Annotated in this window: 21 protein-coding genes and 1 pseudogene; 12 read left to right on the top strand and 10 right to left on the bottom strand. The window is 66.1% G+C overall.

Annotation, left to right across the window (positions count from 1 at the left end):
* The first annotated feature begins 2 nt into the window (after positions 1-2).
* Both C4K38_RS17970 and C4K38_RS17965 read left to right on the top strand, forming a co-directional pair.
* Complete coding sequence (locus C4K38_RS17970) at positions 3-3,146, top strand: efflux RND transporter permease subunit (protein ID WP_053279541.1); 3,144 nt, start codon at positions 3-5, stop codon at positions 3,144-3,146.
* A gap of 121 nt (positions 3,147-3,267) precedes the next feature.
* Complete coding sequence (locus tag C4K38_RS17965) at positions 3,268-3,483, top strand: DUF3079 domain-containing protein (protein ID WP_053279540.1); 216 nt, start codon at positions 3,268-3,270, stop codon at positions 3,481-3,483.
* 20 nt (positions 3,484-3,503) lie between these two features.
* Here the strand turns inward: C4K38_RS17965 and C4K38_RS17960 are convergent, their stop codons facing one another.
* Positions 3,504-4,466, bottom strand: a complete 963-nt coding sequence (locus C4K38_RS17960; RefSeq protein ID WP_053279539.1) for a LysR substrate-binding domain-containing protein — start codon at positions 4,464-4,466, stop codon at positions 3,504-3,506.
* Between the two features lie 116 nt (positions 4,467-4,582).
* Between C4K38_RS17960 and C4K38_RS17955 the strand changes: the two genes are divergently transcribed.
* The 6 genes from C4K38_RS17955 (at position 4,583) to C4K38_RS17930 (ending at position 11,143) form a co-directional block, all read left to right on the top strand.
* Positions 4,583-5,908, top strand: a complete 1,326-nt coding sequence (locus C4K38_RS17955) for an OprD family porin (protein WP_053279538.1) — start codon at positions 4,583-4,585, stop codon at positions 5,906-5,908.
* A gap of 99 nt (positions 5,909-6,007) precedes the next feature.
* On the top strand, positions 6,008-7,057 hold the full coding sequence (gtdA, locus tag C4K38_RS17950) for a gentisate 1,2-dioxygenase (RefSeq protein ID WP_053279537.1): 1,050 nt from the start codon (positions 6,008-6,010) through the stop codon (positions 7,055-7,057).
* A gap of 28 nt (positions 7,058-7,085) precedes the next feature.
* Entirely contained in the window at positions 7,086-7,784 is a 699-nt protein-coding gene (locus C4K38_RS17945) for a fumarylacetoacetate hydrolase family protein (protein ID WP_053279536.1), read from the top strand.
* 59 nt (positions 7,785-7,843) lie between these two features.
* On the top strand, positions 7,844-9,226 hold the full coding sequence (locus tag C4K38_RS17940) for an MFS transporter (RefSeq protein WP_053279535.1): 1,383 nt from the start codon (positions 7,844-7,846) through the stop codon (positions 9,224-9,226).
* 30 nt (positions 9,227-9,256) lie between these two features.
* Positions 9,257-9,898 carry a maleylacetoacetate isomerase gene (maiA, locus tag C4K38_RS17935; RefSeq protein WP_053279534.1) on the top strand — a complete coding sequence of 214 codons (642 nt, stop codon included), beginning with the start codon at positions 9,257-9,259 and terminating at the stop codon, positions 9,896-9,898.
* A 27-nt stretch (positions 9,899-9,925) separates the two neighbouring features.
* Positions 9,926-11,143, top strand: coding sequence for a 3-hydroxybenzoate 6-monooxygenase (locus tag C4K38_RS17930; protein WP_053279533.1), 1,218 nt, complete (start codon positions 9,926-9,928; stop codon positions 11,141-11,143).
* A gap of 51 nt (positions 11,144-11,194) precedes the next feature.
* On the opposite strand, the pseudogene C4K38_RS32465 reads toward C4K38_RS17930, so the two are convergent.
* Positions 11,195-11,338 (bottom strand): annotated as a pseudogene (locus C4K38_RS32465) (enoyl-CoA hydratase); the annotation flags it as partial.
* 344 nt (positions 11,339-11,682) lie between these two features.
* Between C4K38_RS32465 and C4K38_RS17920 the strand changes: the two are divergent.
* Entirely contained in the window at positions 11,683-13,269 is a 1,587-nt protein-coding gene (locus tag C4K38_RS17920) for a serine/threonine-protein kinase (protein WP_053279623.1), read from the top strand.
* Between the two features lie 313 nt (positions 13,270-13,582).
* Here C4K38_RS17920 and C4K38_RS17915 read toward each other — a convergent pair whose 3' ends face one another.
* From C4K38_RS17915 to C4K38_RS17890, 6 genes are all read right to left on the bottom strand, one after another.
* Positions 13,583-14,416 carry an enoyl-CoA hydratase/isomerase family protein gene (locus C4K38_RS17915; protein WP_053279532.1) on the bottom strand — a complete coding sequence of 278 codons (834 nt, stop codon included), beginning with the start codon at positions 14,414-14,416 and terminating at the stop codon, positions 13,583-13,585.
* A 124-nt stretch (positions 14,417-14,540) separates the two neighbouring features.
* On the bottom strand, positions 14,541-15,824 hold the full coding sequence (locus tag C4K38_RS17910) for a cation:proton antiporter (protein ID WP_053279531.1): 1,284 nt from the start codon (positions 15,822-15,824) through the stop codon (positions 14,541-14,543).
* Between the two features lie 12 nt (positions 15,825-15,836).
* A complete protein-coding gene (locus C4K38_RS17905; protein ID WP_053279530.1) occupies positions 15,837-16,280 on the bottom strand; it encodes an acyl-CoA thioesterase in 444 nt (147 codons plus the stop codon).
* Positions 16,270-17,058 (bottom strand): glutathione S-transferase family protein, encoded by a 789-nt coding sequence (locus C4K38_RS17900; protein ID WP_053279529.1) that lies wholly within the window; start codon positions 17,056-17,058, stop codon positions 16,270-16,272. The genes C4K38_RS17905 and C4K38_RS17900 overlap by 11 nt, the downstream gene beginning before the upstream one ends.
* Positions 17,055-17,999 (bottom strand): DMT family transporter, encoded by a 945-nt coding sequence (locus C4K38_RS17895; RefSeq protein ID WP_053279528.1) that lies wholly within the window; start codon positions 17,997-17,999, stop codon positions 17,055-17,057. The genes C4K38_RS17900 and C4K38_RS17895 overlap by 4 nt, the downstream gene beginning before the upstream one ends.
* A gap of 30 nt (positions 18,000-18,029) precedes the next feature.
* Positions 18,030-19,058: a cupin domain-containing protein gene (locus tag C4K38_RS17890; protein ID WP_053279527.1), complete on the bottom strand. Its 1,029-nt coding sequence runs from the start codon at positions 19,056-19,058 to the stop codon at positions 18,030-18,032.
* Between the two features lie 276 nt (positions 19,059-19,334).
* Here C4K38_RS17890 and C4K38_RS17885 point away from each other — a divergent pair, with 276 nt between their 5' ends.
* Positions 19,335-19,895 carry a TetR/AcrR family transcriptional regulator gene (locus C4K38_RS17885; RefSeq protein WP_231998528.1) on the top strand — a complete coding sequence of 187 codons (561 nt, stop codon included), beginning with the start codon at positions 19,335-19,337 and terminating at the stop codon, positions 19,893-19,895.
* A gap of 13 nt (positions 19,896-19,908) precedes the next feature.
* Here the strand turns inward: C4K38_RS17885 and C4K38_RS17880 are convergent, their stop codons facing one another.
* Positions 19,909-20,832, bottom strand: coding sequence for a LysR family transcriptional regulator (locus C4K38_RS17880; RefSeq protein WP_053279525.1), 924 nt, complete (start codon positions 20,830-20,832; stop codon positions 19,909-19,911).
* 93 nt (positions 20,833-20,925) lie between these two features.
* On the opposite strand from C4K38_RS17880, the gene C4K38_RS17875 reads away from it, so the two are divergent.
* Positions 20,926-21,321, top strand: a complete 396-nt coding sequence (locus tag C4K38_RS17875; RefSeq protein ID WP_016703264.1) for a GlcG/HbpS family heme-binding protein — start codon at positions 20,926-20,928, stop codon at positions 21,319-21,321.
* Positions 21,322-21,356: 35 nt separating this feature from the next.
* Entirely contained in the window at positions 21,357-22,136 is a 780-nt protein-coding gene (locus tag C4K38_RS17870) for an SDR family oxidoreductase (RefSeq protein WP_053279524.1), read from the top strand.
* 132 nt (positions 22,137-22,268) lie between these two features.
* Here C4K38_RS17870 and C4K38_RS17865 read toward each other — a convergent pair whose 3' ends face one another.
* A complete protein-coding gene (locus C4K38_RS17865; protein WP_053279523.1) occupies positions 22,269-22,556 on the bottom strand; it encodes a barstar family protein in 288 nt (95 codons plus the stop codon).
* Positions 22,557-22,561: the final 5 nt, after the last annotated feature.

Below are 22,561 nucleotides of genomic sequence, written 5' to 3'. Positions count from 1 at the left end.
CCATGGATTTTTCCAAGTTCTTCATCGACCGACCGATCTTCGCCATTGTGCTGTCGATCATCATTTTCGCCCTCGGCCTGATCGCCATCCCGGTGCTGCCGTCGGGGGAATACCCCGAGGTGGTGCCGACCAGCGTGGTGGTGCGCGCCACCTACCCGGGGGCGAACCCCAAGGAGATCGCCGAGTCGGTCGCCGTGCCCCTGGAAGAGGCGATCAACGGCGTCGAAGGGATCATGTACATGAAGTCGGTCGCCGGCTCCAACGGCAGCCTGGCGGTGAGCATCACCTTCGTCCCCGGCGTCGATCCGGACACCGCCGCGGTGCGCGTGCAGAACCGCGTGAGCCAGGCGCTGTCGCGGCTGCCGGAGGAGGTGCGGCAGTATGGCGTGACCACCCAGAAGCAATCGCCGACGCCGCTGATGTACGTCAGCCTGCTGTCCCCGGACAACAGCTACGACTCGCTGTACCTGCGCAATTACCTGACCCTGCACGTCAAGGACGAGCTGTCGCGGCTGTCCGGCATCGGCGATGTAGGGGTCTACGGTTCGGGCGACTATGCGATGCGCATCTGGATGGACCCCAACAGCCTGTCCGCCCGCGGCCTCACCGCGGCTGACGTGGTGAACGCGATCCGCGAGCAGAACGTGCAGGTCTCGGCCGGCCAGCTGGGCGCCGAGCCTTCGCCCCAGGGCGCTGATTTCCTGGTATCGATCAGCGTGCGCGGGCGCCTGCGCAGCGAGCAGGAGTTTGCCGATATCGTCCTCAAGAGCGGGGCGGACGGGCAATTGGTGAAGCTGTCGGACGTGGCGCGGGTCGAGCTAGGCGCGGGCGACTACACCCTGCGCGCGCGCCTGGATGACCGCAACCAGGCAACGGTGGGGATATTCCTCTCGCCGGGGGCCAACGCCTTGCAGGTCGCCGAGGCGGTCTACGGCAAGCTTGACGAGCTGTCCGAGCATTTCCCCGAAGGCGTGGCCTACAAGGCGGTGTGGGACCCGACGGTGTTCGTCCGGGAATCCATCAGCGCGGTGCAGCACACCCTGATGGAGGCGGTGGTGCTGGTGGTGCTGGTGGTGATCCTGTTCCTGCAGACCTGGCGCGCCTCGATCATCCCGCTGATCGCGGTGCCGGTGTCGGTGATCGGCACCTTTGCCTGGCTGTATCTGCTGGGGTATTCGATCAACACCCTGACCCTGTTCGGCCTGGTGCTGGCCATCGGCATCGTGGTCGACGACGCGATCGTGGTGGTGGAGAACGTCGAGCGTTTCATCGAAAAGGGCTACGACCCACGGGAGGCCGCGCACCGGGCGATGAAGGAGGTGTCCGGGCCGATCATCGCCATTGCCCTGGTGCTGTGCGCGGTGTTCATTCCCATGGCCTTTCTCTCCGGCGTCACCGGCCAGTTCTACAAGCAGTTCGCGGTGACCATCGCGATTTCCACGGTGATCTCGGCGATCAACTCCCTGACCCTGTCGCCGGCCCTGGCGGCCAAGCTGTTCAGGCCCCACGGCGCGCCGCAGGACTGGCTGGAGCGGGGCATCCAGAAGGTGTTCGGGGGCTTTTTCCGCGCCTTCAACCGGATGTTCAAACGCCGCTCCGACGGTTATCACGGCCTGGTGTCCTACTCCCTGGGGCGGCGCGGCTCGGTGTTCTTCCTCTACGCCTTGCTGCTGATCGGCACGGCCTGGCTGTTCAACCTGGTGCCGGGCGGCTTTATCCCGACCCAGGACAAACTCTACCTGTTCGCCGGCGCCAAGCTGCCGGAAGGCGCGTCGCTGGCCCGCACCGACGCGGTGACCAGCGAGCTGATCGAGACGGCGCTCTCGGTGGAGGGCGTGGATACCGTGCCGGCCTTCAGCGGCCTGAATGCCTTGCAGTCGGTCAACACGCCGAATGTCATGGCCGCCTACGTCATCCTCAAGCCGTTCGACCAGCGTCAGCGCAGCGCAGCGCAGATCAACGCCGAACTCAACGCCAAGCTGTCCCAGGTCCACGAAGGTTTTGCCTATGCGCTGTTGCCGCCGCCGATCCAGGGGCTGGGCAACGGTTCGGGGTATTCGCTGTACCTCGAAGACCGCGCCGGCCTCGGTTACGGCGCCTTGCAGAATGCCTTGAGCGCCTTCCAGGCGGCGGTGGCGCAGACCCCGGGCATGACTTACCCGGTCAGCTCCTACCAGGCCAATATCCCGCAGCTCGAGGTGCAGGTGGACCGGGTCAAGGTCAAGGCCCAAGGGGTGTCCTTGAGCGATGTGTTCAATACCTTGCAGACCTACCTGGGCTCGGTCTACGTCAATGACTTCAACCTGTTCGGCCGGGTCTACCGGGTCATGGCCCAGGCCGACAGCTCCTACCGGCAGACCGCTGAGGACATCACTAACCTGCGGGTGCGCAACGACCGGGGCGAGATGGTGCCCCTCGGCGCGATGATCACCGTGACGCCCAGCTACGGCCCCGACCCGGTGGTGCGCTACAACGGCTACCCGGCCGCCGACCTGATCGGCGACTCCGATCCCAAGCAGCTATCGTCGGGCCAGGTGATCGCCAAGTTGGAAGAGATCGCCGCCCAGGTATTGCCCCGCGGCATCACCCTGGAATGGACTGACCTGAGCTACCAGCAGGTCACCCAAAGCCATGCCGCGGCGGTGGTGTTCCCGCTGGCGGTGATGCTGGTGTTCCTGGTCCTCGCGGCCCTGTACGAGAGCTGGACCCTGCCCCTGGCGGTGATCCTGATCGTACCGGTGTGCATGCTCGCGGCCTTGTCGGGGGTGTGGCTCAGCGGCGGCGACAACAACGTCTTCGTCCAGGTGGGGCTGGTGGTGCTGATGGGGTTGGCCTGCAAGAACGCGATCCTGATCGTCGAGTTCGCCCGGGAACTGGAGCTCCAGGGCAAGGGCATCATCGAGGCGGCGCTGGAGGCTTGCCGCTTGCGTCTGCGGCCGATCGTCATGACCTCGGTGGCGTTTATCGCCGGTTCCGTGCCGCTGCTGATCGGCAGCGGCGCCGGCAGCGAGATTCGCCGCGCCACCGGGGTCGCGGTGTTCTCCGGCATGCTCGGGGTGACCCTGTTCGGCCTGTTCCTGACCCCGGTGTTCTACGTCGCCTTGCGCAAGTTGGCGGTGCGCTACGCGCCGGCGGTTACGGCGTAGCAGGCAGCCCGGGGTGTGGAGGTGGGCGCCCCGGGCCTGTCATTCTTGACCAGGATCAAGGGCGTTTCCCCGCGGGCGTCGTAGCCTGGGAGCCACTCCCACCCGCGATCAGGGGAACGCCATGGCCAAGAATTTTCCCATCAGCCCCAAGCACCCCGAACGCATCTGCTGGGGCTGCGATCGCTACTGCGCGGCCAATGCCCTGGCCTGCGGCAATGGCTCGGACCGCACCATGCACCCTGCCGAGATGCTCGGCGACGACTGGTACCTGCACGGTGATTGGGGCATCGAGCCGCCCATCGTGTCGGACAAGGTCGTAGACGAGGGGCGTTCCTGAGTCGGTGCTGCTGCCGGCTGCTACTGGAATCCCAGGGTGCCTGGCGGCACCGCGTAGTCCGATGACTGGCGCTCGGCGGCAAAGCGCAGGCTCGCCAGCAGCCCCGGCAGGCTCGGGTCCGGGTGCGGTTCGTCGCGCCAGCACATGCCCAGGGAACCCACGGCGTTGAGCTCGAAATCCAGTGGCACCACCAGCTTGCGTCGGGTGAAGTGCTCGGCCACCCGGTCGGAGGCGATGGAGAGCATGTCGCTGTATTGCAGCAGCCACAGGTTGCCGATCAGCGACGAGGATTCGATGCGGTAGGGCAGCGGGCCCTGGCCGACGCTGGTCAGGGCCATGTCCAGCTTGCTGCGGATCGGCGTGCCGTGGGGCCAGACGATCCAGTCGTAGGCGTACAGGTCCGGCCAGCTCAGGCTCTCGCGCTCGGTCAGCGGATGGCCGGGGCGGCAGATCACCCGCATGGCTTCGTCATACAGCAGCTCGCTGTGCAGGTTGCTGCGCGGTGCGTAGTTGTCCAGGCGACCCACCACCAGGTCCAGCTGCCCCAGCTCCAGGCGGTCGAGCAGGTGGTTCATGGTGCCTTCATGCAGTTCGACCTGGGCCCGGGGATGGCCTTCGAGAAATTTCATGATCGCCGCCGGCACCAGGTTCGGCGCCGAGGCCGGCGAGGTGCCGATGGCCACGCGGTAGGAACTGCCGTCCTGCAGCGCGGCGAGGTTCTGCTGGGCGCGGTCCATTTCGCTCAGCACCCGTCGCGCATGCCCCAGCAGCATCAGGCCCTGGACCGTGGGTTTGAGCCCGCGGGCATGGCGCTCGAACAGCGGCGCGCCGACATCGTCTTCCAGCTCCTTGAGCCATTTCGACAGCGCCGGTTGGGTACTGAAGGTGGCGCGCGCGGCCTCGCTGACGCTGCCGGTTTCTTCCAGGCTGACCAGCAATTGCAGGTGTTGCATGCGCAGGCGGCGGGTCCAGTCGGCGGCCATGGGTATACCTCTACACGTATGGGTTGATCAGAAAATAGCATTATTCGGATATGCGTGAGCCCTGAATAATCGCCCCCGCACCACCTGAACAATTCCAACAAACAGGGTGTACCGCCATGCCTTTGCCTTACCCAAGTACCGTCCTGGGCTTGTCGCTGCTGGGCGCCAGCGCGCTCGTGCAGGCCCAGAGCCAGACCCAGGCCGAGTCGGCCGGTCTGATCGAAGACAGCAGCCTCAAGCTGACCAGCCGCAATTTCTATTTCAATCGCGATTTTCGCAGTGACCTGGGGCCCACCAGCCTGCGCGAGGAATGGGCCCAGGGCTTTATCCTCGACCTGCGCTCCGGCTACACCCAGGGGATGGTGGGCGTTGGGGTGGACGCCTTCGGCATGCTCGGCCTGCGGCTCGACGGCAGCCGGCGGCGCTCGCCGGTGATGCTGATACCCACCGACAGCCACGGCAACCCGGAGCAGCAGTGGGCCGAGGCGGGCGGCGCGCTGAAGCTGCGCTGGTCCGCCACCGAGCTCAAGTACGGCGACCTGATGCCCAACAACCCGGTGTTCGCCATGGCCACGGCGCGGCTGTTGCCGTCATCCGCCCAGGGCCTGCAACTGCTCAGCGGCGAGTTGCCCGGATTGAACCTGGACGCCGGGCATTTCACCTCCGGCAACGGCGTCAACTCGACCAACCGCGACGGGCCGCTGAGCGCCTTCTACGCGCGGCTGGATGTGCGCCAGGTGGATTACCTCGGCGGTTTCTACCAGGCCACGCCGCGGCTCAAGCTCGGCGCCTTCAGCGCGGATTACCAGGATGTGTGGAAGCAGCACTTCGCCAGCGCCGAATACCGCTGGCCGATCGATGCTGCGCACGCGCTGAGCCTGGCATTGGCCGGTTATCACACCCGGGACAGCGGCAAGGCCCTGGCAGGGCCGATCGACAACAACGCCTGGTCGGCCAGCCTTGCCTATGCCTTCGGCCCGCACAAGCTGACCCTGGCCCGGCAGGTGATCGACGGCGACGAGCCGTTAGACTACCTGGGCTTCGGCGCCATGCCCGGCGACGCCATCGGCTTTCTCGCCAACAAGTCGCAGAACGCCGATTTCAACCTGCCCCACGAACGCTCCTGGCAACTGCGCTACGACCTGAACCTGGCGGCGTTCGGCATTCCCGGGCTGAGCCTGATGGGGCGTTACCTGAGCAGTTCCGGCATCGACGGTTCGGGCTACGGGGGCGGCGCCTACGACCGTTTCAAGGCCATCGACGACGGCGGGCGCTGGGAGCGCAACCTGGAGGCGCGCTACGTGGTGCAGAGCGGGCCGGTGCGCGATCTGTCGCTGCGGGTGCGCCAGGCGACCCTGCGTTCCGACGCCGCGGTGCAGCGCGCCGACCTGCCGGACCTGGACGAATGGCGGGTCATCGTCGAGTACCCGCTGTCCTTCTGATGGTATGTGTTTTTGGGTATGGAGTGATCCATAAATACCATTATTCGTGCATAGGTATCGGTTCGATAATCGCTGCCACACAACTCGCAAAGGTGTCCCATGAATAACAAGAGCGACGGGTTGCGCCAGGATTTCTATCAGCGCATTGATCGACACAACCTGTTCCCGCTGTGGGAGCAACTGCACAACCTGGTGCCCCAGCAGCCGGCCGGCGCCTGTGTCGCCGCCCTGTGGCGCTACAAGGAACTGCGTCCCTATCTGAGTGAGGCCGGAAGGCTGATTTCCGCGCAGGAAGCGGTGCGCCGCGTGCTGGTGCTGGAGAACCCGGTGCTGCGCGGCCAGGCCTCGATCACCTCGAGCCTGTACGCCGGCCTGCAGTTGATCCTGCCCGGCGAGATCGCCCCCAGCCATCGCCACAGCCAGTCGGCCCTGCGTTTCGTGGTCGAGGGCCGCGGCGCGTTCACCGCGGTGGAAGGCGAGCGCGCCACCATGGAACCGGGGGACTTCATCATCACCCCGTCCTGGGCCTGGCACGACCACGGCAACCCCAGCGAGGCCGAAGGTGGCGAGCCGGTGATCTGGCTCGACGGCCTGGACATCCCGCTGGTGCGTTTCTTCGACGCCGGTTTCGCGGAAAACCACGAGGTCGCGGAGCAGCCGATCCTGCGTCCGGAAGGCAACAGCCTGGCGCGGTTCGGCATGAACATGCTGCCGGTGCGGCATCAGGTCGACTCGCACACCTCACCGATCTTCAGCTACCCCTACAGCCGCACCCGCGAAGCCCTGGATACCCTGCTGCGCCAGGAGCAGATCGACCCCTGGGACGGGGTCAAGCTGCGCTACGTGAACCCGGCCACCGGCGGCTGGCCGATGCCGACCATCGCCACCTTCATGCAGATCCTTCCGCGCGGCTTTCGCGGCCAGACCTACCGCAGCACCGATGCCAGCGTGTTCAGCGTGGTGGAGGGGCAGGGCAGCGTGTTCATCGGCGCCGAGCGCTTCGATTTCGAACCCCGCGACCTGTTTGTCGTGCCCAGCTGGGCGCCGGTGCGTTTCCAGTGCGAGCAGGAGTGCGTGCTGTTCAGCTTCTCCGACCGTCCGGTGCAGCAAGCGCTGGGCATCCTGCGTGAATCTCGCGAGACCCCTTGAACCTTCCGCCCAGACTTTGGAGCCGACCATGACTTATGTCGTTATCCCGCCTGCCATCACCGCGTTGCCGATCAATGGCAGCCGCGACACCTTTCCCGTGCGCCGCGTCTACTGCGTCGGCCGCAACTATGCGGCCCATGCCCGGGAGATGGGTTTCGATCCGGATCGCGAGCCGCCGTTCTTCTTCTGCAAGCCGGCCGACGCCGTGGTGCCGGTACAGAACGGGCAGACCCTGGAGCTTGCGTACCCCGCCGAGACCAGCAATTACCACTATGAAATCGAGCTGGTGGTGGCCATCGGCAAGGGCGGTCGCAACATCTCCCGGGAGCAGGCCAATGAGCACGTCTGGGGCTACGCCGTGGGCCTGGACATGACCCGCCGCGACCTGCAGATGCAGGCCAGGGAAATGGGCCGGCCCTGGGAGCTGGGCAAGGCCTTCGACCAGTCGGCGCCGATCGGCGCCCTGACCCCGGCCGCGCAGCTGGCTGGCCTGGAACACGCGGCGATCTGGTTGCAGGTCGACGGCCAGGACAAGCAGCGCAGCGATATCGACAAGCTGATCTGGTCGGTGCCGGAAACCATTGCCTACCTGTCGCGCTTCTTCGAGCTGCAGCCGGGCGACCTGATCATGACCGGCACCCCCGAAGGCGTCGGCCCGGTGGTGGCCGGCGAGCTGATGCTGGGCGGCGTCGAGTCACTGGGCGAGCTGCGCGTGCGGGTTATCTGAGCCTTTTCCTTCCTTGCTGATGCGGTCCGGGCGCAGGTCCGGGCCGCTGGAGTTCGATCATGTCTTCCACTGATAACAACAACAGTGTGGATGTACAGGATTTCATTGACCGGCAGCCGGTGGCGCCGTTCCAGTGGCTGATTCTGCTGTTGTGTTTCCTGGTCACCGCGCTGGACGGGCTGGACACCGCCGCGGTCGGTTTTATCGCCCCGGCCTTGCGTGAAGAGTGGGGGCTGAGCCCGGCCCAGCTCAACCCGGTACTGGGCGCGGCGCTGCTCGGGCTGATGCTCGGCGCCTTCGCCGCGGGACCGCTGGCCGACCGCCTGGGGCGCAAGACGGTGCTGCTGTGGTCGGTGCTGTTCTTCGGCGGCTGGAGTGTCGCCGCAGCCTTCGCCAGCAACCTGGAAACCCTCACCGTGCTGCGCTTTCTCACCGGCCTGGGGCTGGGCGGGGCGATGCCCAACGCCATCACCCTGACCTCGGAATACTGCCCGCAACGCCGTCGGTCGCTGATGGTCACCAGCATGTTCTGCGGCTTCACCCTGGGCTCGGCCCTGGGCGGCGTGGTCGCGGCGCACCTGGTGCCGCTGCACGGCTGGCGCAGCGTGTTGCTGCTGGGCGGAGTGCTGCCGTTGCTGCTGGTGCCGGTGCTGATTTGGTTGTTACCGGAGTCGGTGCGCTTCCTGGTGCTGCGCAAGGCCCGGCAACGCGAGCGGGTCAGCGCCATCCTGCGGCGCATCGGGCCCTTGCCCGAGGGCTGGAACGGCCGCTTCGACCTGGGCGACGCGGGGGTGGTCGGGGCCAAGCCGGTGTCGCCGGTGCGCTTGATCCTGCGCGGGCACCTGAGCCGCGGCACCTTGCTGCTGTGGTCGGCGTTTTTCATGAGCCTGCTGATCATCTACATGATGACCAACTGGCTGCCGCTGCTGATCAAGGACACCGGCCTGAGCCTGAGCCAGGCGGCGCTGATCAGCGCGATGTTCCAGATCGGCGGCACCCTCGGCGCGGTGAGCCTGGGCGCCAGCATGGACCGCCTCGACCCCTGGCGCGTGCTGACCCTGGCCTATCTGTGCGGCGCGGGTTTCCTCTGGGCCATCGGCCAGTACTACCAGTCGTTCTACCCGCTGGTGCTCTGCGTGGCCGGCATGGGCTTCTGCATCAGCGGCACCCAGGTCGGCGCCAATGCCCTGGCCTCGGGCTTCTATCCCACCGCCAGCCGCGCCACCGGGGTGGCCTGGGCCCATGGGGTTGGGCGCATCGGTTCGATCACCGGCACCCTGGGCGGCGGGATGATGCTCAGCCTGGGCCTGGGTTTCAACGACATCTTCAGCCTGCTGATGGCCCCGGCCCTGATCGCCGCCGGCGCGATGTTCCTTATGGGCCGCCGCTACCGCGCGGCCCCGGCTGCGCCAGCCTTTGCCGAGGCCCCGGCGCAGCCCTGATTTCTTGTTCGATGTGCCAGGAGCGCAGCTATGCAGCTTTACAGTTTCTTCAACAGTTCGACGTCGTACCGGGTGCGCATTGCCCTGGCGCTCAAGGGGCTGGCGTTCGATTGCCTGCCGGTCAACCTGCGCCAGGGCGAGCAGCGCGCGGCGCAGTACCTGGAGCTCAACCCGAGCGCCAGCGTGCCGCTGCTGGTGGATGACGATGGGACCGGCCTCAGCCAGTCGCTGGCGATCATCGATTACCTGGACAACCTTCACCCTGACGTACGCCTGATTCCCCAGGAGCCCCTGGCACGGGCGCGGGTGCTGGAGGTGGCCAACCTGATCGGCTGCGACATCCACCCGATCAACAACCTGCGGGTGCTGGCCTACCTGCAGGACCGGCTCGGGGTGAGCGCGCAGCAGAAAAACGACTGGTACCGGCACTGGGCGGAGCAGGGCATCGAGGCCCTGGAAAGCCTGCTGCAACGCCATGGCCAGGGTTCGTTCTGCTTCGGCGAGCAGCCGACCCTGGCCGACTGCTGCCTGGTGCCCCAGGTGGCCAATGCGCTGCGCATGGGCTGCGACCTGGAGCGCTGCGAACTGACCCTGGCGATCCATCGGCACTGCCTGGGCCAGCCGGCGTTCCAGCAGGCGGCGCCGGATCGGCAGCCGGACTACATCCCCTGATTCAACCGCATCACAGAGGTAGCGTTAATGAACCATGAAAAACAACAACAAAAAGTCATCATCGTCGGTGGCGGCATCGGCGGCCTGGCCGCGGCCCTGGCCCTGACTCGCCAGGGCATCCGTGTACAACTGCTGGAACAGGCCGAGCAGATCGGCGAGATTGGCGCCGGCATCCAGCTCGGGCCCAATGCCTACGCGGCCCTGGATGCCCTGGGCGCCGGCGAGGCGGCGCGACGCCGTTCAGTGTTCACCGACCACATCATCATGATGGACGCGGTGGACGCCGGCGAAGTGCTGCGCATCGATGTCGGCGCGGCGTTCCAGCAGCGTTTCGGCAACCCCTACGGGGTGATCCACCGCGCCGATATCCACCTGTCGATCCTCGAGGCGGTGGAGCAGGACCCGTTGATCAGCTTCCAGACCTCGACCCGGATCAGCGCCATGGACCTGCAAGGACCGCGGGTGACCCTGATCGACCAGCATGGCCAGCGCTACGAGGCGGACGCGGTACTGGGCTGCGACGGGGTCAAGTCGGTGGTGCGCGAGCACCTGCTGGGCGACACGCCCCGGGTGACCGGGCATGTGGTCTATCGGGCGGTGGTCGACGAGCAGGAGATGCCCGAGGAACTGCGGGTCAACGCCCCCGTGTTGTGGGCCGGGCCCCGTTGCCACCTGGTGCACTACCCATTGCGTGGCGGCCAGCAGTACAACCTGGTGGTGACCTTCCATAGCCGCGAGCAGGAAGAGTGGGGCGTGCGCGACGGCAGCAAGGCCGAGGTGCTGTCGTACTTCCAGGGCATCCACCCGAGCCCGGCCCGGCTGCTGGACACCCCCAGCTCCTGGCGCCGCTGGGCCACCGCCGACCGCGAGCCGGTAGAGCGCTGGGGCCAGGGCAACGCGACCCTGCTCGGCGACGCCGCCCACCCCATGAGCCAGTACCTGGCCCAGGGCGCCTGCATGGCGCTGGAAGACGCGGTGACCCTGGGCGAAGCGGTCAGGGCCTGCGGCCATGACCTGCAGGCGGCGTTCCGCTTCTACGAATCGGTGCGCATCCCCCGCACCGCCCGCGTGGTTTGGTCCACCCGGGAAATGGGCCGCCTCTACCATGCCCAGGGCGTCGAACGCAGCGTGCGCAACAGCCTGTGGGAGGGGCGCAGCCAGGCGCAGTTCTATGACGCGGTGCAGTGGTTGTATGGGTGGAATGTTGATAATTGCCTGGGGGGCGGAGATAAACGGAGGGCGTAGACCTCCGCTGTTTAAGCCGCTGCGTGAGCCCCGCAGGTAACGCCGTAGCCCTCAATCCCTGGTCAACCCTGGCGTCTGGGCCGGCACATCGCCGCGCAGGTCCGGGTGGTCGCGTTCGCTGAAGCGGCGCAGTCCTTCCAGGGTTTCTGGCTGATGGATGGAGCGGTTGAAATACTCGGCTTCGATGCGCAGGCCGATCTGGAACATCAGCAGGACCAGGCCGATATTGCCCAGGGTCTCGATGCCCAGGCGGATGGCCGTCGGAAAGACCGCCGTATGCCACTGCGCGCCGAGGACCAGCAGCAGGCAGGGGCCCAGCAGGATGCCACGCAGATTTCGCCGATCACCCGCGACTGCCCCTTGGGGAGGGTCGCGGGGCCTGTGTCGCTATCGCTGCCGTGCTTACCGACGGACGGCGGCAGACGGCGAGCCGGGAACTATCGGAAAAGTTCTAAAATCAGAGACTCGATCCGATGGGTGACATTCGGCCCGACAGTATCGGCGATACCCCCAATCAGCGGCTGCGCACGGATTCTTTCATGGACGAACGATTACCCGAAATACCCGGCTATAGCCTGCATAGCCGGCTTGGCCAAGGCGGGATGGCCGAAGTCTACCTGGCAACCCAGGAGTCGCTGCACCGCAAGGTGGCGGTGAAGGTACTGCTCAACGCCAATGACGAGGCGTTCAGCAAGCGCTTCATCCGCGAGGGACATATCGTCGCCTCGTTGCATCACCCCGCCATCATCACCATCCACGACATCAACAGACTGGCCGATGGCCGCTATTACCTGGCCATGGAGTTCGTCGGCGGCGGCGATCTGGCCCGGCACAAGGGCGAGGTGTTCGAGCCGAGGCGCGCCCTGGATATCGTCCGGCAGATTGCCACCGGCCTCGCCGTGGTGCATGAGCAGGGTCTGATCCACCGCGATATCAAGCCGGCGAACATCCTCTTCCGCAGCGACGGCACGCTGGTGATCACCGATTTCGGCATCGCCAAGGCGCTGGAGATGGACAGCGAGCTCACCGGGCTCGGCATCGCGGTCGGCAGCCCGGCCTACAGCAGCCCGGAACAGGCGCAGTGCCAGCCGCTGGATATCCGCACCGACATCTACAGTCTGGGCGTCATCCTCCTGGAGATGCTCATCGGCACCAATCCGTTCCGCGGCGCCAGCTATACCCAGACCGTGATGAACCAGGTGCAGATGCCACCGCCGAGCTTGCCGGCGCACATCAGCCCGTACAAGGCGGTGCTCGAGCGGATGCTGGCGAAGGACCCCAACCAGCGCTTCGCCGACTGCCAGGCGCTGCTGCAGGCACTCGATGAGCTGGACCAGCCAGAGCAACCGGACGAGCCCAGCGAGGTGGAGCTGGAATCTACCCGCTTCGCGCCGGCCCTGATCGATCCTGCGCCGCCCCAGGCCGAGCCCGAGGCCGAGCCCGCCCGCCGGCGCAGCCCGAACAGGCGCCTGGCGCTGTGGGCACTCGGCAGCCTGCTGCTGCTCGGCGCTGCCAGCGGTACCGGCCTGTACCTGCAGCCGCGGATCGAGATCGCCGAGCTGCTGACACGTGGCGAACAGCGCCTGGCGGCGGGCCAGCTGGTCGAGCCGGCGCAGGACAATGCCGAGTATTTCTTCAACCAGGCCTTGCAGCTCGACGAAGCCAGCGCGCAGGCCCGGCAAGGACTGCAACGGGTAGCCGCGGCGCGGATCGACGGCTACCGGCAACTGGCCGAGCAGCGCATCGCCGAAGAACACCTGCTGGAGCCCGAGGATGACAGTGCGGTGTTCTATTACCGGCAGATACTCGGCCTGGCGCCGGGGCACGCCCAGGCGCTGGCCGGGTTGGACCAGGTGGCGCTGCTCTACGCCGAGATGAGCAAAAGCGCGTATGCCAAGGGCGATCGGGACCTGGCGCGGGCCTATATCAAGCATGGCCTGGAAGCCCGTCCGGACAGCCCCGAACTACTCGCAATCCGGGACCAGTATGAGAAGCGCACACGCAGTGGCCAAGCGCCGCGCCCGTCCGCTGCGCCGCCTTCTCCGACGCCCTCGGCGCCTCAATCGACCGACAAGCAGGCGGAACAGCCGAATGGGTTCAAGCGCCTGTGGAACAGGCTCTTTTGATGTGGCCAGGGCACGCGGAGCCGATGCCGAGACATAAAAAAGGCTATGTCCCGAATTACCTGGGCTGGCGCCGCATGCTGGAACCTTATCAGCAGGGCATTCGATCGGTTCACTGCATCCGGGAGGCAGTCGGGCACACCCTGCAACAGGCTATTGGGACATAGCCTTATAGATAGCGGTTTTTTCCCAGAACTCTTGGTCAAAGGTTTGACCCTACAGCGTCATGGAGCTGCCCTTGGTTGAACCTGTGAAGCCGTATTGGTTTGCGCTGTTTGCAGCCGGTGCGTGAGCCGCACCGGTGACGCTATGGCCCTCAATCCCTGGTCAACCCCGGCGTCTGGGCCGGCACATCGCCGCGCAGGTCCGGGTGGTCGCGTTCGCTGAAGCGGCGCAGTCCTTCCAGGGTTTCCGGCTGATGGATGGAGCGGTTGAAGCACTCGGCTTCGATGCGCAGTCCCTCGGCCAGGGGCTGGCCGTAGCCGCGGATGAGCGCTTCCTTGTCCGAGCGCATGGCGGGCTGGGGCAGGGTGCAGAGCAGGCGCGCCAGCTCCAGCGCGCGCTCCAGGGAGCGGCCCTTGGCGACGACCTCGTTGACCAGGCCGATAGCCAGCGCCTCGCTGGCGCAGATGACCTTGCCGGTGAGGATCAACTCCAGCGCCCGGCCCATGCCGACGATGCGTGGCAGGCGCTGGGTGCCGCCATCGCCCAGGCCGATGTTCCAGCGGCGGCAGGTCACGCCGAACGAGGCGTGTTCCTCGGCGATGCGCATATCGGCAAAGCAGGCCCACTCCAGGCCGCCGGCGTAGGCCACGCCGTTCACCGCGGCGATCACCGGTTTGTAGATATCCGTCCAGCGGCTCGGGCCGATGATCCCGGGGCGCTCGCCGCGATTGTGCGCGGCGATCTCGTCCGGGGTGGTGGGCACCAGATCCAGCGCCGCCTTGAGGTCGCCGCCGGCGCAGAAGGCCTGGTCGCCGGCGCCGGTGATGATGGCCACGAGGGCGTCCGGATCGTCGCGAAAACGGCTCCAGGCCTCGATCAGTTCCTGGTGGGTGGTGGGGCCGATGCAATTGCGTTTCTGCGGCCGGTTGAAGCGGATGATCCTGATCGGTCCCTGGGTTTCGTAGTCGATTTCGCTAAAGGCCATGGCCGCCGCACCTCCTGTGGTTGGCGAGGGATATCCATTGCGAGGCCAGGCTTTCGGGCGCAGGCAAGGCACAAGCTGCGAGTGTAGCTTGTGGGGTTTCCTTGCCTCCCCGGTCGGTCGATGCTTAGCGATCGGAAGTCTGCAGCTCGCCTTTCGCCAGGGCGGACGGGACGGGCCCGGTCCTGGCCAGGCGCCTGAGCAACGGGGTGGTCATCAGGGTGGTGGCGATGGCCACCATCAGCAACAGGAAGAACGCGCTCTGGGAGATCAGCCCCATGTCCAGGCCCACGGAGAGCACGATGATTTCGATCAGGCCACGGGTGTTCATCAACACCGCGACGCTGCGCGAGACCTCCACGGACAGGCCGGCCAGGCGTCCGGCGAGGTAGCAGCCGAGGGTTTTACCCAGCACCGCGGCGGCGAAGAAGGCCAGCAGCCACAGCCAGCTGTCGAGGGGCGCCAGGGCGCCGAGGTCCATCTTCAGCCCGGTGGCGGCGAAGTAGAAGGGCACCAGCCCGATGTTGACGAAGCCTTCCATGTGGCGGTGCCAGTGCTGGCGCTGCTCGCGCAGCAGCCAGCCGGCGATCAGCCCGCCCAGGGCGCTGTGCAGGCCGATCAGGGTGGTGATCCAGCCGCACAGCAGGGCGGTCGCCAGCATCAGGGCCATGCTCATATCGGCGGCGGGGGCCGCGCTGCGTGTCGCGAGCAGCCGCGTCAGGGCGTGCAGCAACGGGCGCAAGCCCCAGCGGGCGAGGACGAGGAACAGGGCGATAAAGGTCAGCTGGCGCAACACCCCGAACAGCGAGCTGTCGCTGCTGGACAGGGCAACGATGAGGGTCAGCAGCACCCAGCCAATGATGTCGGTGATGGCGGCGGCCGCGATGCCGACAGTCCCGGCCAGCGAATGCTCCAGCCCCAGGTCGCTGATGATTCGCACCAGCACCGGCAGGGCGGTGATCGACAGCGCGATGCCGCAGAACAGCACGTAGCCGAGCCGGGGTTGGGCGGGAGCCAGGGCGCTGTGGGAGAGCAGACCGACCATGGCCCCGAGGGCGAAGGCCAGGATCACCCCGCCGCCGGCCACCGAGAGGGCGGAAAAACCGATCTTCTGGTTGCCCAGGTGGTTGCTGTCGAAGCGCAGGCCGATCTGGAACATCAGCAGGACCAGGCCGATATTGCCCAGAGTCTCGATGCCCAGGCGGATGGCCGCCGGGAAGACCGCCGCATGCCACTGCGCGCCGAGGGCCAGCAGCAGGCAGGGGCCGAGCAGGATGCCCACGCAGATTTCGCCGATCACCCGCGACTGCCCCCAGCGGGCCAGCAGCGCGCCGCACAGTTGGCTGGCGATGATGATCACCGCCAGCTGGAAAAACGGCAGGGCCGAGAACAGTTGCTGTAGCGTCGACATGGCGTCCTCCGCCTATTTCACCGCGAACGAGTCCGCGGTCGTGGTCAGGGCGCCCAAGCGGCGCCGCGCCTCTTCGCCAAAGGGTTTCGAGCGCCGGCTCTGGGCATCGATCTGCACGATCACGGTGGTGGCCAGGGCTGCGCAGCGACCGTCCTGGAACAGCGCCTGCTCCAGGGTCATGGAGCTTTTGCCGAGGGTGGCGACCCGGGTGCCGATCTGCACCGTGCCGGGCCAGCGCAGTTCGGCGCGCAGGTCGAGCTCCAGGCGCGCGATGACAAATTCGCTGCCGGGTTCGGCGAGCGGCGCGTGCGGGTCGTAGATGATCTCCACCCGCCCGGTTTCCAGGAAGGTGGCGAACACCGCGTTGTTCACATGGCCCTGGCGGTCGGTATCGGCATAGCGGATCTTGTCCGAGGAACGGACGGCGAAGTCGTGCAGGGCGGGATCATTGGACATGTCGTGCTCCAGTCTCGAGGGGGGTGGCCAGGGTCGCCGCGCGCGCCAGCCCGGCAAAGGCGTCCAGCAAGCGTTCGCGCCAGGCATGCAATACGTCGTTGGGGGCCAGCAGTTCTTCGCCGCTGGTGCAGCGCGCCCACATGAACATGCCGAACACACAATAGTCGGCATAGGCCGGGGCCTCGCCGGCCAGGAAGGGCTGGCCCTTGAGGGTCTGGCGAAGCGGGGCCAGGACCTGGCGCAACTGCTCCAGGTGCTTGGCTTGCGGGGCCACCAGCTGTTCCAGCGAGGTGCCGAAGTGCGCTTCACGGGAGCTGCGGAAATATTCCCGGTCCTCGTCGGCCAGTTGTTCGTAGACATCCAGCAGGATCACCCGGGCCACGGCGGGCAGCAGCATGCTGTCGGCCCAGCGGTTGACGAAGCCCGCCAGCGCGATGGCGTCGCGACTGCCGAACAGGGACGGGCGCTCGGGGTAATGCTGCTCCAGGTGCAGGGCAATGCGCCAGGAGTCGCTGATGCTCTGGTCGCCATCCACCAGCACCGGAACCGCGCCCTGCCGGGAAAAGGCGATGCGCGCCTTGTCGCTGAAGCGCCAGGCGATGTTCTGGCTTTCCAGCCCCTTGTGGGCCAGGGCCATGCGGGTTTTCCAGCAGTGCGGGCTGAAGCGCAGGTCCGGGTCGGCGCCGGCCAGTTCGTAGAGGGTCAGGGGTGCGCTGCTCATGCTTGCTTTTCCTTCGCTATGGACTGTGGTTGCGCTCCGCTCATGCAGGTCGCTCATGGCGTGGGTCCTGGTGGCCTGGGTGTCGGCTGGCCGATGGCGCCCGGCAGCGGGCGCGGGCGTTGCGGCAGCAGGGTCAGGAGCATGCCGGCGGTCACCACCAGCAAGCCGGCGATGGCAGTGCTGTTCGCGCGCTCACCCAGCAGCAGGGCGGCCAGCACCATGGCCGTGCCCGGCACCAGCGCGGCGAATGTGGAGCCGAGCGAAGCGCCCAGCAGCTGTACCGAGCGGCTGTAGAAGAACAACGCCACCGTCGACACCAGCAGGCCCTGGTAGACCACCTGGATGCCAATATCCCAGAGCGGCGCCTGGAGAATCCGCAGCCCGCGGTCGGCCAGGTAGACCGGCAGGTACAGAACCATCGAGCACACCGAGACAATCGCCGTGGCATGCAATGCATCGCTGCCGGACCATTTCGACACCAGGGTATAGATCGCCCACAGCAGGCCGCCGAGCAGGAACATCAGGTAGGCGTAGGGCGAGGCCTGGGCCCCGGCGAAACTGTGCCAGCCGGCCAGCAGCACGCCGCCGATGATCAGCGCGGTGCCGGCGTTCGCCCGGGCGCCGAGACGAGTGCCGAACAGCCGCGCGCTGATCAGGATCGACAAGAGGATCATGCTGCCGGGGGTCACCACGGCGAACAGCTCCACCGGGGCCAGGGCCAGCCCCTGGGCCACCACCAGCATGTACGGCGCCCCGATGCCGATGACCATCAGGCCGATGCTTGTCCAGCTCAAGCCCCGGCGGCCATGGCGGACCAGGTACGGCAGCAGGATCAACCCGGAGACGCTGTAGCGGATGCAGGTGATGTCGTAGGCATCCAGCGGCGTGCGGGTCAGCCCCAGCCGGGTGACCACCGGGAATGCGCCCCAGATCAAGGCCGCGGCGAGGCCGCACAGAATGCCGGTCCAACGCTGTTCGGGACTGACGGAGAGCGTCATGAGCGGGTCCTCGCTGCGGCGTCCTTGGGGCTAGCGGTGGCCGATTTTCACCGAGCCGGCGTTGCCGCGCTTGCGCAGGTAGGCGTACTCGATGTCGTTGAGCAGCATCTGGGCCCGGTTGATGTGGCGCGAGGCGTAGTTGACGCTGGTAAGGAAGTGCGCCAGCTCCTCGGTCTCGGCGAAGTTGCCGTTGTCATGGGCGACCTTGGAGAGGTCCAGGTTGTGGCGGTTCTCCAGCTTGCTCAGGTAGTCGAGGTCGATCACCCGGAACGCCGCGCCGATGCTCAGGCCGCGGGCATTGAGCACCTTGTGCCATTCGAAGGGCGGGTTGATCAGCACGTCGCCCGGTTCGACGTAGACGGTGTCGGCCTCGTAATCGCCGCCTGGCGCTTCGCGGCCGCTGCTGGTCTCGAACATCAGGTCGTAGTCGCGGAACTGGTCGCCCAGCTGCGGCGGGCGGGTGCTCCACTTCTTGGTGCCGGCGATCATCACGAAGATATTGAGGGTGGGGAAAATGTGCCAGTCGCTGCCCACCGCGCCGCGGGCCGGCTCGCCATATTCCTGGGTGCTGTAGCCGAGGAACATGTGGCCGGTGACTTTCCAGGCGTCGATACTGAACCAGGGTTTGCTGAAGACGTGCTGCTTGACCAGGTTGAAGGCGTCCTTGCCCCACTCGTAGGGGTCGTTGTAGCTCGATGAAATCGTGCCCAGGTGCGAGTAGACGTCGAGGTTGTGGGTGAAGATGTCGTCGAGGAATTCCTGCCCGGTGCCGACGCGGCCGGTGACGTAGTTGTAGTCCGAGGCACCGTTCTCGTCGCGCATCGACACCGGCTGGTCGCCGGACTTGACCCGCCATTGCAGGTTTTTCCCCGAGCCGACCTGATCGAAGAACGCCCGTTGCGAAAACTCCTCGCCGATGGGCGCGAGTTTGCGCAGCAGGGCGGGCTTGGTGAACCCCTCGGTGAAGCGCTCGACCTTGTCGCGGGTGAGCTCGCCCTTGTGCTCGGCGGGCTCGATGACATTGATGTAGCCATACTGGATACGACTGTTCGAAACCATTTCGAAGACTCCTTTTTCCTGACGTAAAAAGAGAAAACCGCTCGCGCCCACGACCGCTGTTAACGGGCGTGACTGCGCAGTTGAAGCCGACTTCCTTCCGTTGCGCGAAACGAAAGTCGTGGACCAGTACATCAAGCATGCTTACCGCATCGCACCTATCGGCTATGATTGACAGGTGTGTCAAAGATCGCAGTGTTGGTATCTTTGACAGCGTTGTCAACAATTATGTGAGCAGTGATTTTTATGGCGGGTGTCAGGCAGTTTGACGAAGAAAAAGTGTTGTCGACGGTCCTTGATGTGTTCTGGCGCAAGGGCTGGCAGTCCACCTCCATGGCCGACCTGGCCGAGGCGGCCGAGGTCCAGCGCGGCTCGCTGTACCACGCCTACGGCGGCAAGGAGGCGTTGTTCCTGCTGGCGTTCGAAGCCTACGCCACGCGCTTTTTGGGCAACGCCGCCAAGGCCCTCGAGGCTCCGGACGCCGAGACCGCGCTGCGGCGGTTTTTCGACGTGGCGATCAGCAACATGACCAGCGGCACGCCGGCCAAAGGCTGCCTGACCACCAAGACGGCCACCGAAGCCGACACCATCGGCCCGCGCATCCAGCAACGCTTGCGCGACCTGCTGGATGCCCTGCAACTGACCATCAGCACTGCATTGTCGGCCGAGCGGATCCAGGGCGACCTGATCCTGGCACCGGCAGAAGCCGCGCAAGTGCTGGTCACCTTCACCCGCGGACTGGCGGTGATGGAACGCATCTATCAGGAACCGGAACGCTTGCGCAGCACGGCCGATTGCCTGGTGCGGATGCTGGTGCCGAGCGTCCGGGCGCGGGTCTAGGCCTTAGGGTGGTTTACCGGACGTCACGTCCGAGCGACTGCTTCCAGTCCCGCAGCACCTCGATCAGGGCGCGCAGCTTGGGCGGGACGTGCCGGCGGTTGGCGTAGTACAGCCACATGGCCGGCAGTGGCTGGCAGGTGCCGGGCAGGACTTCCACCAGCTGGCCGCTGTCGAGGTCGGCGGCGATCCGTTCGCGAATGAACACATGGGCAATGCCCACACCGGCACGGGCGGCCTCAATCACCGCCTGGGTGTCGGTGCTGATAAAGCGCCCGGGCACATCCAGCTTCACCTCGTGCTGGCCGTCGTGCAGGTGCCATTTGTGCATCTGCCCGCTGCTGGGAAAACGAAAGCGTACACAGGAATGCTGGCGCAGCTCGTCGATGCCGCGCGGTGCCGGGTGGCGCGCCAGGTACTGCGGGCTGGCCACCAGGGCGCATTGCAGCGGCGGAGTGATCTGCACCGCGTGCATGCCCGGGTGCAGGGCGTCGGCCAGGCGGATGCCGGCGTCGAGCTGTTCCTTGACGATGTTCACCAACTGATCTTCGTAGCGTATTTCCAGGGTGACCCTGGGGTAGCGCTGGAAGAAATCCTCGAGTAGTGGGGCGACGATCAGGTGCTTGGCCATGTGCAGGGCACTGATGCGCAGATGCCCCGAAGGCTCGCCCTGGGTTTCCCCCAACTCGTCCCGGGCCTGCAGCAGGCTGCGGTAGCCGGCTTCGCTGCCTTCGTGAAAACGCTGGCCGCTTTCCGTCAGGCTGACGCCGCGGGTGGTGCGATGGAACAGCTTGGTCTGCAGTTCGCTTTCCAGCTGGTTGATGGCCAGGCTCACGGCCGCTGGGGTTACGCCCAGCACGGCGGCGGCGTGGGTGAAGTTGCCGGTCTCGACCACCGCCATGAAGAGGTGCAGCCCGGCCAGTGGATCGCGTCGGCTCATTGTTAGAAATACTTAATAGTCTTGTAGGGAGAATGCGGATTCTCTTAAAGCTACGAGCTTCATAGACTCTTTTCAACCGCAAAGGAGTCCGCCATGCACTGGCCCGTCACCCTCAAACCCGCCCGGCAGATGCTCGACAAGGGCATCGCCAAAGCCATGCAGATGCAGCTGTCGGTGTGCATCGCCATCGTCGATCAAGGCAGCAATCTGCTGGCGTTCGTGCGCATGGACGACGCCGTGCCGGGGGCGATCGACCTGGCCCAGCGCAAGGCCCGGACTTCGGCGCTGTTCCGCACCGCCAGCGCCGAACTCGGCGCCTTGTCCGGGCCGGGGCAGTCGCTGTGGTCGATCGAGCAGAGCAATGGCGGCTTGACCAGCTTTGCCGGCGGCCTGCCCATCGTCGATCAGGCGGGGCGCTGCCTGGGCGCCATCGGCGTCTCCGGCGGCACCGCGGTTGAAGACGAAATCATCGCCCGGGCTTGCCTCTGAGCCCTGGCCACCGACATTTTCCTGGAGAAACCGAGATGAGCAAAAAACGTATTCTGGTCACCGGCGCCGGTTCGGGTTTTGGCCGTGCGGTGGCGCTGCGCCTGGCAGCCAACGGCCATGAAGTGATCGCCGGGGTGCAGATCACCCCGCAGATCACCGAGCTGCGCGAACTCGCCGACAGCCTGGACCTCAAGCTGCGGGTGGAGAAGCTCGACATCACTTCGGCCCGCGACCGGGCCTATGCCTGGCAATGGGATATCGACGTGCTGTTGAACAACGCCGGCGACGCCGAGACCGGCGCCATCGCGGAAATCCCCGTGGATATCCTGCGTTCCCAGTTCGAGACCAACGTGTTCGCCAACCTGGAGCTGACCCAGGGCTTCGTGCGGCAGATGGTCGAGCGGCGCAAGGGCAAGATCGTCTTCGTGTCGTCGATCGCCGGCCTGCTCACCGGGCCGTTCACCGGCGCCTACTGCGCCTCCAAGCATGCCCTGGAATCCATCGCCGAGGCCCTGCACATGGAGCTGGCGGAGTTCGGCATCCAGGTCGCGACCATCAACCCCGGTCCGTATTCCACCGGCTTCAACGACCGGATGATGGAGACCTGGAAAAGCTGGTACGACCCGCAGAAAAACTTCACCGATCACTCCGGGCTGAAGTTCCCCTTCGAGCAATACGACCCCGAGGAAATGGTGGCGAAGATGGTCGAGGTGGTGGAGCGCGACGGCGGGCCGTTCCGCAACCTGCTGCCGGCGCACTTCGTCGACATCGTCAAGCAGGACCAGCAGGATGCCTGGACGCGCCAGCAGTCGTAGGTGCGCCTGCCGATCCCTTGCATCGGTCCCCAGGCGAATCCGCTGGAAGTGCCGGAGGACATGCAGGGGTTCGAGGCCAGCGTGGAGGAGGGCAATGGCATCAAGGAACGGTATGTTGCGTTGGCGTGCTGTTCAGCCGAACGTTACCTGCGACGCGGACTCCGGGTAATGGACGGTCATTTTTTCCAGGCATTGCCGCAGCAGCCGGGCATCCCTCGGCAAGCGCGTGGCCAGCTCTTCCCAGCCATGGAGTTTCAACTGCATGGGCATTTCCACCAGGCCGGTGATGGCGTCCCAGAAGGCGTCCCAGTTGGCGCCGTACCAGTCGGGGAAACCCAGGGCATCGCGCAGGGTGGCATGCAGTTCGGTCGTGCTGGTCACCGCGTTCAAGTCGATGTCCACCTGCTGTAGTCGGGTCATGTCGC

Origin of the sequence: Pseudomonas chlororaphis subsp. piscium, assembly GCF_003850345.1 — a bacterium.
GTDB lineage: Bacteria > Pseudomonadota > Gammaproteobacteria > Pseudomonadales > Pseudomonadaceae > Aquipseudomonas > Aquipseudomonas piscium.
Note: the sequence above shows the minus strand (reverse complement) of the source record. Positions and strands in the feature narration are given on the sequence as shown.

Bases quoted from the DNA above. Each gene is read 5' to 3' on its own strand.
- C4K38_RS17970 (WP_053279541.1), top strand. From the start codon at position 3: ATGGATTTTTCCAAGTTCTTCATCGACCGACCGATCTTCGCCATTGTG.
- C4K38_RS17965 (WP_053279540.1), top strand. From the start codon at position 3,268: ATGGCCAAGAATTTTCCCATCAGCCCCAAGCACCCCGAACGCATCTGC.
- C4K38_RS17960 (WP_053279539.1), bottom strand. From the start codon at position 4,466: ATGGCCGCCGACTGGACCCGCCGCCTGCGCATGCAACACCTGCAATTG.
- C4K38_RS17955 (WP_053279538.1), top strand. From the start codon at position 4,583: ATGCCTTTGCCTTACCCAAGTACCGTCCTGGGCTTGTCGCTGCTGGGC.
- gtdA (WP_053279537.1), top strand. From the start codon at position 6,008: ATGAATAACAAGAGCGACGGGTTGCGCCAGGATTTCTATCAGCGCATT.
- C4K38_RS17945 (WP_053279536.1), top strand. From the start codon at position 7,086: ATGACTTATGTCGTTATCCCGCCTGCCATCACCGCGTTGCCGATCAAT.
- C4K38_RS17940 (WP_053279535.1), top strand. From the start codon at position 7,844: ATGTCTTCCACTGATAACAACAACAGTGTGGATGTACAGGATTTCATT.
- maiA (WP_053279534.1), top strand. From the start codon at position 9,257: ATGCAGCTTTACAGTTTCTTCAACAGTTCGACGTCGTACCGGGTGCGC.
- C4K38_RS17930 (WP_053279533.1), top strand. From the start codon at position 9,926: ATGAACCATGAAAAACAACAACAAAAAGTCATCATCGTCGGTGGCGGC.
- C4K38_RS17920 (WP_053279623.1), top strand. From the start codon at position 11,683: ATGGACGAACGATTACCCGAAATACCCGGCTATAGCCTGCATAGCCGG.
- C4K38_RS17915 (WP_053279532.1), bottom strand. From the start codon at position 14,416: ATGGCCTTTAGCGAAATCGACTACGAAACCCAGGGACCGATCAGGATC.
- C4K38_RS17910 (WP_053279531.1), bottom strand. From the start codon at position 15,824: ATGTCGACGCTACAGCAACTGTTCTCGGCCCTGCCGTTTTTCCAGCTG.
- C4K38_RS17905 (WP_053279530.1), bottom strand. From the start codon at position 16,280: ATGTCCAATGATCCCGCCCTGCACGACTTCGCCGTCCGTTCCTCGGAC.
- C4K38_RS17900 (WP_053279529.1), bottom strand. From the start codon at position 17,058: ATGAGCGACCTGCATGAGCGGAGCGCAACCACAGTCCATAGCGAAGGA.
- C4K38_RS17895 (WP_053279528.1), bottom strand. From the start codon at position 17,999: ATGACGCTCTCCGTCAGTCCCGAACAGCGTTGGACCGGCATTCTGTGC.
- C4K38_RS17890 (WP_053279527.1), bottom strand. From the start codon at position 19,058: ATGGTTTCGAACAGTCGTATCCAGTATGGCTACATCAATGTCATCGAG.
- C4K38_RS17880 (WP_053279525.1), bottom strand. From the start codon at position 20,832: ATGAGCCGACGCGATCCACTGGCCGGGCTGCACCTCTTCATGGCGGTG.
- C4K38_RS17875 (WP_016703264.1), top strand. From the start codon at position 20,926: ATGCACTGGCCCGTCACCCTCAAACCCGCCCGGCAGATGCTCGACAAG.
- C4K38_RS17870 (WP_053279524.1), top strand. From the start codon at position 21,357: ATGAGCAAAAAACGTATTCTGGTCACCGGCGCCGGTTCGGGTTTTGGC.
- C4K38_RS17865 (WP_053279523.1), bottom strand. From the start codon at position 22,556: ATGACCCGACTACAGCAGGTGGACATCGACTTGAACGCGGTGACCAGC.